Source organism: Methylobacterium sp. CCH7-A2 (assembly GCF_001557075.1).
Taxonomy (GTDB): Bacteria; Pseudomonadota; Alphaproteobacteria; order Rhizobiales; family Beijerinckiaceae; genus Allobosea; species Allobosea massiliensis.
In genome coordinates this window covers 1-9747 of sequence record NZ_LSKN01000312.1, presented here as the reverse complement: position 1 = coordinate 9747, position 9747 = coordinate 1, and the positions used below count along the sequence as shown (strand labels likewise).

Genomic DNA, 9747 nt, shown 5'->3' with positions numbered 1-9747 from the left:
GGAACATCAACGTTCCAGTCCCCGCGCGAAAGGTGAGGCCGGGACGACGCTTACGCTTCCCGAGGCAACACGTCTCTTCGTCGGTCACGACTACCAGCCCGGCGGCCGCGAACCGCAGTGGGAATCGAGCGTCGCGGAGCAGCGCGGCCATAACATCCATTTGATAAAAGCCGGTACCGAGGCGGCGTTCGTCGCCATGCGCAATGAGCGCGACCGTAGCTTGGCGATGCCTCGATTGATTCTGCAGTCACTCCAGGTCAACATTCAGGGCGGAAAATTGCCTGCTCGCGAGCCGAATGGCCGGCGGTATCTGAAAATCCCTCTCGATGTGCTGAGAGGTGACCTTTAGGCTAGCTTTGATGGCCGAAGCGCGGTTGCCTGAGCGTAGAGGTACCATCACTCCGAGCTCCATTCTCAGCGCAGAAGCTCGGAATGTGAGCAGGCCTCCGGGGGCATGGCCGTTAGCTACACGGCCGGGTCTTTCCGATATGCGAGCAACCTGAGCGCATTGACGACGACGATGATCGTCGATCCTTCATGGAAAGCCACCGCGACGCCGATGCTGAGCCCCATGATTGTGGATGGAACCAGGAGTGCGACTACTCCCAGGCTGACGAACACGTTCTGTCGAATGATCGATCGCGTCGTTCGGCTCAGCCCGACCGCGAAGGGCAAATGGGAGAGATCATCGGCCATCAGGGCGACATCCGCCGTCTCGAGCGCCACATCGGAGCCGGCAGCGCCCATCGCGATCCCGACGGTTGCGGTCGCCATCGCCGGCGCATCGTTGACGCCGTCGCCGACCATGGCGACCTTGCCTTGGGAACGCAGCTTCTTGATCGCCTCGACCTTGTCCTCGGGCATCAGATCGCCCCAAGCCTCGTCGATACCGACCTGCCTTGCGACCGCCTCTGCGACCTTCTGATGATCGCCGGAAATCATAATCAGCCGTTTGATGCCTAATACATGTAGGCGGGCGAGCGTCGCTTTCGCGGCTTCGCGCGGCGTATCCATCAATCCGATGGCGCCGATGTCGCGGTCGCCGCGACGGACCACCATTGTCGTCCGGCCGCCCTCGCGAAGAGAGGCGACGGCCTTCTGCATGGGCTCTGAGAGAGAAGCGACGCCGTCCACACCAAACATCTCTGCCTTGCCGATCAGCACCGTCTCCCCGTTCAGGCGAGCCGACACGCCGCGCCCGGTCAAGCTGTCGAGATCGGTTGCCTCCATCAGCGATTGGTCGCCCAGCCGCTCGCGTCCGTCCCGCGCAATTGCGCGCGCGAGCGGGTGGTCGCTGAGGCTTTCCACGGCGACTGCAACCGTCAGCAATTCGGCTTCAGTCACATCTGGGGCCGGAACGATATCGGTAATCCTGGGGTTGCCGGACGTCAACGTGCCCGTCTTGTCGAAGGCGATAGCGGTCAGCGATCCGAGATTCTCCAGCGGGGCGCCGCCCTTGATGAGAACCCCTCCGCGGGCAGCGCGCGCCACGCCCGACAGGACCGCGCTTGGTGTCGCAATCGCCAGCGCACAGGGACTGGCGGCCACCAGAACCGCCATGGCCCGATAAAAAGTATCGCGGAACGGCTCATCGATCACAAGGCCAGCAAACAGGAGAGCCACCGCCAGCACCAAGACAGTCGGCACGAAAATCCGCTCAAATTTATCCGTAAAGCGCTGCGTCGGCGATTTCCGAGTTTCGGCCTCGCTGACCATTTTCACGACCTTTGCGAGTGTCGTGTCCGAGGATTTGCGGGTGACCTCGATCTCGATGACGCTGCTGCCGTTGATGGTGCCGGCAAAAGCGCGATGCGCCGCAGCGACATTGTCGGGATTGGCGCGCGCAGCGGCTGCGTCGTCCACCGCACGTTTGTCCACCGGTATGCTTTCGCCGGTCACCGGCGCCTGGTTGATGCTGCCGGCACCCTTGATCAGGAAGCCATCGGCCGGCAGCCTTGAATCTGGCTTGACGACGATGATGTCTCCGATCTCCAGGATCTCCACCGGCACCTCTTCGAGGTCAGCGCCCCGACGCCGCAGCGCGGTCCGGGGAGCCAGTTCCGCCAAAGCCTCGATCGCCCGCTTGGCGCGGCCCATGGCGTAGTGCTCGAGCGAATGGCCGAGGCTAAAGAGAAACAGCAGCAGCGCGCCTTCCGCCCATGCACCAAGCGCAGCAGCGCCGGCTGCCGCGACCAACATCAAGGTATCGATCTCGAATTTCTTCAGGCGGAGGTTTTCGATCGCCTCGCGGACGGTGAAGAAACCGCCAAAAAAATAAGCTCCGAGATAAAATGCAAGAGGCAGCCATGCAGGGACGGATAACGTCTTCTCGATGCTATATCCGGCGATCAGCAAAGCTCCGCAAAGGAGAGAGAAAATAAGCTCTGTGTTCGGGCCGAAGATGCCGGATTCGTGGTCGTGTCCGTCATGGTTCTCATCATCGCTGTGCTTGCCTGGCGGGTGACTATGACCTGCGTGAGAGTCCGGCTTAGCGGAGGTGGTCGAGTTCACGGCATCATCCAGTCAAAGTTGTTTCAGTCGCTGCCGAGCGAGAGATCCCCGAGGGCTTATCGGCTGAAATGGGGCGAAGTTCTCGCCTTCATGGAAGTCAATAAGCCACAAAAACTGACAATCGATCGCGCGCGTTTTTCTCAATCGCTATCACTGCTTTCTTCGTCGCGTTCGCCAGGCTCGTTCCGCCTGCCGTGAGGATGGTCCGCGATGCATCGTCCACCCATGCATACAACCCTGACAATGGTGTGCGATGGTCCAGCACAAGTCGCTTCAAAAACTTGCGTTTTGCCGATCGGCGGTAGGCGCTTGATACCAACCTGCACGCAGCCAGCCTCGGCCAAGGCGTCATTAATCCCCCCGTCCGCAGCGCGAGCTTCAAAAGCTTTGACGCTACAGAGCAGGATCAAAAAGCTTGCCAAGACGAGCATTTTCACCCGGCATGGGAAACCGCTCAGTCCAATCATGATTTAATCAATCTATACATTTTCCTGCCCATAGCCAAGCCAATCAGGACTCTCTGGTTAGACATGCAAGCCGCTGACCCTGCTGTGCATGAGGGCGCTTCATGACTTCAATCTGAATCCTTATTCAGCAGCGGGATTTAAAGCTGTCATTGGGAGCCCCTCCGCAGCGTCTGCGTCCTCATCCCTGCGCCGATGCCGATCTCCCGAGAAGCGCGCATAGAGCGCTGGCAGCACGACGAGGGTCAGGAGGGTCGCACTGATAAGCCCACCGATGACCACCGTAGCAAGCGGCCTTTGTACCTCGGCGCCCGTTCCCGTGGCGAGCGCCATCGGAACGAAGCCGAGCGAAGCAACAAGCGCGGTCATTGCAACCGGGCGTAGTCGTACCATCGCCCCCTCCAGAATGGCCTGCTGCTTCGGCATGCCATCCTCCATCAGCTGCTTGATGAATGTCAGCATGACGAGGCCGTTCAAGACCGCGACACCAGATAGCGCAATGAAGCCGACAGCTGCGGGGACGGAAAAAGGCATTCCTCGCAGCCACAAGGCTGCAATACCCCCAGTCAGGGCCAAGGGCACGGCACTAAACACCAAAATGGCATCCCGTGCCGACCCGAGAGCTTGGTAGAGCAGCAGGAAGATCAGGAAAAAACAGCCCGGCACGACGATCATCAGGCGCTGGCGCGCAGAAGCGAGATTCTCGAACTGACCGCCCCAACTCACATAGTAACCTGCGGGTAGCTGGACCTGTTCGCCGACCTTGCTTTGGGCCTCCGCGACGAGTGAACCGATGTCACGATCACGAACGTTGGCCGTCACGACGATGCGTCGCTTGCCATTCTCTCGAGAGATCTGGTTGGGCCCTTCTGCCACCGTAAAGGTCGCGACCTGTTTTAACGGCACCGACGAGCCACGTCCGGTAGCCGTTGGTGGCAATGAAACCGGAACATTCTGCAAGGCCTCCAAATTTTCGCGCCGCTTGTCGTTGAGACGCACGACGATTGGGAAACGTCGGTCGCCTTCAAAAACATAGCCTGCCTCTCGGCCGCCGATCGCCGCGCCAATGACCTCCTGCACCGTAAATAGGCTCAGTCCCAGCCGAGCGATCTCTGTTTTGTTGACCTTGATTTCAAGGAATGGCAGACCGGTGGTCTGTTCTACCTTGACGTCTTCCGCCCCTTGCGTGTCGCGCAGGACCGCCGCGATCTGGTTTGCGGCTTGCAGCATCGGACCGAATTCTTCGCCGAAGACTTTTACCGCCAGGTCGCCGCGCGTTCCTGCCAGCAGTTCGTTGAAACGAAGCTGGATCGGCTGCGAAAACTCGTAGTTGTTGCCCGACAGCTGCGAGACGGATTTCTCCATTTGCTCCTGCAAATCGGCCTTCGACAATGTCGGATCGGGCCACTCAGCCTGAGGTTTCAATATGATGAAGGTATCGGACGAGTTCGGCGGCATTGGGTCTGCAGCAACTTCCGCCGTGCCTGTTTTCGAAAACACATAGGCCACCTGCGGGAATTGGCTCACCGCCCTTTCGACCCTGATCTGCATGGCCTGCGACTGTGTCAGCGACGTCGAAGGGATCCGCAATGCGTTCATCGCGATGTTCTTCTCGTCCAAGGTCGGAATGAACTCTTGGCCAAGACTCGTGAACAAGACACCAGACAGCACAAAGAGGCCAACAGACCCAAGGATAAACGAGATCGGCCGCTTCACTGCGCTCGCCAGCATCGGTCGATAAGCAGTCTTCATGATGCGAATGAAGACATTGTCCTTCTCCTGCACTCGTCCGGTGATCGCGATTGCGATGAGAGCCGGAACGAAGGTCAGGGAAAGGATAAAGGCTGAAGCGAGCGCGATGATGACGGTCAACGCCATCGGCTCGAACATCTTACCTTCGACGCCAGTAAACGTAAGAAGTGGCACGTAAACAAGAATGATGATAGCTTGGCCATAGAGCGATGGCTTGATCATTTCCTCAGCCGACTCGATAACAGTGCTGAGGCGCTCGCCCTGATGGAGCTTGCGGCCTAATTCGTGTTGACGTTCGGCAAGGTGCCGAAGGCTGTTTTCCGCGATGATGACCGCACCATCGACGATCAAGCCGAAATCGAGCGCCCCGAGGCTCATCAGATTAGCGCTGATGCGGCCCTGTACCATGCCAGTCATCGTCATCAGCATGGCGACGGGGATCACCATGGCAGTGATGATGGCAGCTCGTATGTTGCCTAGCAATAGGAACAGGATGACGACGACCAGCGCCGCGCCTTCGGCAAGATTTTTTGCAACCGTCTTGATCGTTGCATCGACGAGGAGGGTGCGGTTCAGAACTGTTTTGGCCTCGACGCCGGGTGGCAGCGAACGAACGATCTCTTTCATCTTAGTGTCGACGGCGGCCGCAACGGTCCGGCTGTTTCCGCCGATCAACATCAGAGCAGTGCCGACCACCACCTCCTGGCCGTTCTCAGACGCGGACCCCGTTCGAAGGTCACGTCCAATTCGGACTTCGGCAATATCCTTTACTCTGATCGGCACCCCGCCGCGGGTCGCCACGACGACATTGCCGATCTCGTCCATGCTTTCGAGGCGACCAGCCGAGCGCACGACGTAACCTTCGCCATTTTCCTCGAGATAGCCCGCGCCGCGGTTGGCATTGTTGGCGTCGAGGGCTGCTGCAATGTCACTGAACGACAAATTGAACCCGACCAGCTTCGCGGGATCGGGCTGAACATGATACTGTTTCTCATACCCGCCGATGCCATCCACGCCGGCGACCCCGGGGACCGTCTTGACCTGAGGGCGAATGATCCAATCCTGGACCGTCCGCAAATAAGCTGCCCGCTCGAAATCGGTGGTCAGGCTCTGACCTTCCGGTGTCAGAAAACTGCCGTCTTTCTGCCAGCCAGGGCGGCCATCGTGGACCGTGCTACCATCTGCGGGCTTTTTGTACTGAATAGCCCACATGTAGATTTCGCCCAGCCCGGTCGAAATCGGACCCATGCGTGGTTCGGCCCCCAACGGCAGAGTTGCCTTAGCCTCGGCAAGTCGTTCGTTCACTTGCTGCCGGGCGAAGTAGAGGTCTGTCTTCTCATTGAAGACCGCGGTAACTTGGGAAAAGCCGTTACGCGACAGAGACCTGGTGTATTCGAGACCCGGGATACCGGCCAAGGCGGTCTCGACAGGATAGGTCACCTGCTTTTCGATATCGAACGGCGATAGCGACGCGGCGGTCGTGTTGATTTGCACCTGATTGTTCGTGATGTCGGGAACGGCGTCGATCGGCAGCTTCGTCAAGGAATAGGCCCCGAAGCCTGCTGCCAACAGCGACAAAAGAAGCACGAGCCAGCGCTGATGCACCGAGAAAGCGAGAATGCGGGCGATCATAAGGATCTGTTCCGTTCAATCGTCGTGTTTGGCTTCGGTTTTGCCGAGTTCGGCCTTGAGCAGAAAGGTGTTCTTGACCGCGATCTTGTCGCTCGACGAAAGACCAGAGAGAATTTCGACCACCGCATCGTCGGCTTGGCCAGCCTTGACGTCCCTGCGTTGGAAACCCTCGGGTTTCCGGACGAAGACCACGCGTTCGCCGCTTATCGTTTGCAATGCAGCCCGCGGCACGAGAAACTTCGCTTGTTCTCGCCCGATCTCTATTTCGGCTGTAACAAACGATCCCGGGCGCCACGATAGATCCTGGTTGGCCAAGGATGCAATGACGCGTGCCGAACGGGTTTCCGAGTTCAGAATGGGGCTGACAAACATGATCCGAGCTTCAGCGCGTTTGCTGTCGTCGTCATTCGTGGCGATCGAGACTTTTGCGCCCTCCCTGATTTTACCAAGGTCTCCTGGTGTAACAGTAAGATCGATCCAGACGGTGGAAAGATCGGCAACTGTATAGAGATCGGCGGGATCCCCTTCCTTGCCTACCGCCGTGCCGACATCCACCTTGCGATCGACAATTCGCCCTGGCATCGGAGAGCGAAGTTCATATTTGCGCAGGCTCGACTGCCCTGATCCCGCAGTGTCTTCCTTAGCTGCGTTCGCCACTTCCGCAGCGTCTATGCCAAGAGCTGACAGTTTCTGGCGTGCTAAATCGACGCGAAGCTGCGCTTCGGAAAAGCTTGCCCGGACCTGCAGGTATTGTTGTTCGGCCGAGATCCGCTTGTCCCAAAGGCCTTGCGCGCGTTCGAAATTCGTTTTTTGAAGATCGAAATTCACGGATGCCGTCAGATACTCGCTTTTGGCATCTGCAACCTCACGACTATCGAGCACCGCGACCACTTCGTCTTTCGTAACCATATCGCCGAGCTGCTTGCGCATTTCAGCGACCGTTCCGACGACGCGTGCCGGCACCCGAGCAATCCGGTTGACATCCGGTGAAATCGTACCAGGCACGATAATGTGGCGTGAAAGAAAACCTCCTTGAACAGTGGCAACGTCGATCTCCTGCGCGCTGATCTGGTCTTGAGTTAACTTGATCAAACCTTCAGCGGCTCTGCTTTCGTCGGCTGCAGGCGTATTGCGTGCGCCTTTCACGCTCTTCCCTGCGCCGCCACCCAAACGAATATCTGCACCATCCGCGGCTCGCGCTTGGTCGATGCCGGGCGGTGGCCTGAAACCAACAGCCCCTCGGATCGACTGGCCCACGTAAGGCGCGAATGCACCGACGAGAATGCCGGCAAGGCCAAAGAGACCAGAGAGGTAATAAGCGCGAGCGGTCATTTCCATCAACCTCTGAATGTCAGCTTCTCGCCGATTGCTGCCGGCTCAAATGGTGCACGGCGGCAGCCAGCATAAGCCCTCGCTCTCGCAAACGACTACTCGACTCATAAATTGACATTTTGACGTCTTCCTGAGCGCCGATGCAGCCAGTAGCGAATCAAAGCGACAATGGCCAGAAGGCTTAATACCTATAGCTACTATAGGTACAAGGCCGTTTTCTGAGGCAAACTGACACGGCCGCCCACGGCGATCAGGCTGTCGAAGCCGAGATCGGTCCGACGACGATGTCAAGGTGTGCTTCTCATGCATGCGCTGACCTCGTTTCGAGCCAATACTTTTAAATAGCTCTGTGCACAAATCAAGAATTATGCACAGCTAGCTCGACACCGCGATTCCAGTGGGTTATGCTGTGCATATTATATGTGCGCAATGCGAGCCCGTTCCATGCCCTTCGCTTATGGCTACGCCCGGGTCTCGACCGACGGCCAGACCCTCGACGCCCAGGTTGCGCAGCTCGAGGCGGCCGGCGCGACGCGGCTGTTCAAGGAGAAGGTTTCCGGTGCCAAGCGCGATCGCGTCCAGCTTGACAAGCTGCTGAGCACGCTGAACGCTGGCGACGTCGTGATCGTGACGCGCCTCGACCGCTTGGCCCGATCGACGCGTGACCTCCTGAACATTCTCGGGGTCGTCGCCGACAAGGGTGCGGCGTTCCGATCGCTCGGGGATGGATGGGCGGACACGACTACCGCTCACGGTAGGTTGATGTTGACGGTGTTGGCCGGCCTGGCGGAATTCGAGCGCGAGCTGATCCGCTCCCGCACCGGCGAAGGACGCGCTCGCGCGAAAGCGCGCGGTGTGAAACTTGGCCGACGGTTCAAGCTCACGCCGCATCAGCGCGACGAAGCAGTCCGTCGTCGCGATGCCGGCGAGGAGTCGATGACGGAGATCGCCAGGAGTTATAATGTTTCGCACTCCACCATCTCGAGGTTAAAGGCAAATTGAATCCGTAACGCGACATCCCCGTAGCTTCATCTGATCCGCTACGGTTGGGACAAGCCCAAGGTAAGCCATCTGCAGAGCTGGCTCGGGAAATCTGGACATCGGGCGTAGGTGGATGTTCGGCCTGAACGCGGCATGATTGTCGTGAACAGGAGCGGATATGACGAGACGCGTGCGCCGGAACCACAGCCCGGCTTTCAAGGCGAAGGTCGCGCTGGCGGCCATCAAGGGCGAGAAGACGCTGGCCGACTTGGCGCAGCAGTTTGACGTCCACCCCAACCAGATCACGCAGTGGCGCAGCCAGCTTCTTGAAGGGGCTGCCGGTGTCTTCGGCTCCGAGGCGAAGTCCGAGTCTAACGCACCAACGATCGACGTGAAGACGCTGCATGCGAAGATCGGGGAGCTGGCGCTGGAGAATGATTTTTTGTCCGGCGCGCTCGGCAAGGCCGGGCTTCTGAGCGCAAAGCGATGATCGATCGCGCGCACGATCTGCCGCTCAACCGGCAAGCCAGAGCACTCGGGTTCAGCCGGGGCAGCGTCTATTATCTGCCTCGCGCGGTTCCTGCCGCCGACCTGGCGTTGATGCGCGCGATCGACGCGCTGCATCTGGAATACCCCTTCGCGGGCAGCCGCATGTTGCAGGGGCTTCTTGGGGCCGATGGCCATAGGGCTGGGCGTCTCCACGTCGCCACGCTGATGAAGCGCATGGGGATCGAGGCGCTCTACCGCCGGCCGAACACCTCGAAGCCGGCGCCGGGGCACAAGATCTTCCCCTACCTGCTGCGCAAGCTGCCGGTGACGCGGCCCAATCAGGTCTGGGCGATGGACATCACCTACATCCCGATGGCGCGGGGCTTCGTCTATCTGACGGCTGTCGTCGACTGGTTCAGCCGCAAGGTTCTGGCCTGGCGGCTCTCGATCAACATGGACGTCGCCTTCTGCATCGAGGCCGTCGAGGAGGCGATGGCCCGCTTCGGCAAGCCGGAGATCTTCAACACCGACAGTAAATAGATCGAGGCCAGTTCCCGGGCGGCCTGTCTCAAACACAGATCGACCG

At 59.3% G+C, this 9747-nt stretch carries 5 protein-coding genes and 2 pseudogenes; 3 read left to right on the top strand and 4 right to left on the bottom strand.

What is annotated here, in order from left to right:
- Window positions 1-349 (top strand): annotated as a pseudogene (locus tag AX750_RS26675) (hypothetical protein); the annotation flags it as partial.
- 116 nt (window positions 350-465) lie between these two features.
- Here the strand turns inward: AX750_RS26675 and AX750_RS24565 are convergent.
- The 4 genes from AX750_RS24565 to AX750_RS24555 form a co-directional block, all read right to left on the bottom strand.
- Entirely contained in the window at window positions 466-2511 is a 2046-nt protein-coding gene (locus AX750_RS24565) for a heavy metal translocating P-type ATPase (RefSeq protein WP_245282514.1), read from the bottom strand.
- A 140-nt stretch (window positions 2512-2651) separates the two neighbouring features.
- Window positions 2652-2978: a hypothetical protein gene (locus tag AX750_RS26335; protein WP_156450216.1), complete on the bottom strand. Its 327-nt coding sequence runs from the start codon at window positions 2976-2978 to the stop codon at window positions 2652-2654.
- Between the two features lie 120 nt (window positions 2979-3098).
- Window positions 3099-6359 carry a CusA/CzcA family heavy metal efflux RND transporter gene (locus AX750_RS24560; RefSeq protein ID WP_067255144.1) on the bottom strand — a complete coding sequence of 1087 codons (3261 nt, stop codon included), beginning with the start codon at window positions 6357-6359 and terminating at the stop codon, window positions 3099-3101.
- 15 nt (window positions 6360-6374) lie between these two features.
- Window positions 6375-7691, bottom strand: coding sequence for an efflux RND transporter periplasmic adaptor subunit (locus tag AX750_RS24555; RefSeq protein ID WP_067255147.1), 1317 nt, complete (start codon window positions 7689-7691; stop codon window positions 6375-6377).
- A gap of 444 nt (window positions 7692-8135) precedes the next feature.
- On the opposite strand from AX750_RS24555, the gene AX750_RS24550 reads away from it, so the two are divergent.
- Together AX750_RS24550 and AX750_RS26330 are read left to right on the top strand one after the other, a co-directional pair.
- On the top strand, window positions 8136-8693 hold the full coding sequence (locus AX750_RS24550; protein ID WP_067255142.1) for a recombinase family protein: 558 nt from the start codon (window positions 8136-8138) through the stop codon (window positions 8691-8693).
- Window positions 8694-8850: 157 nt separating this feature from the next.
- Window positions 8851-9692: pseudogene (locus AX750_RS26330) on the top strand (IS3 family transposase); the annotation flags it as partial.
- Window positions 9693-9747: the final 55 nt, after the last annotated feature.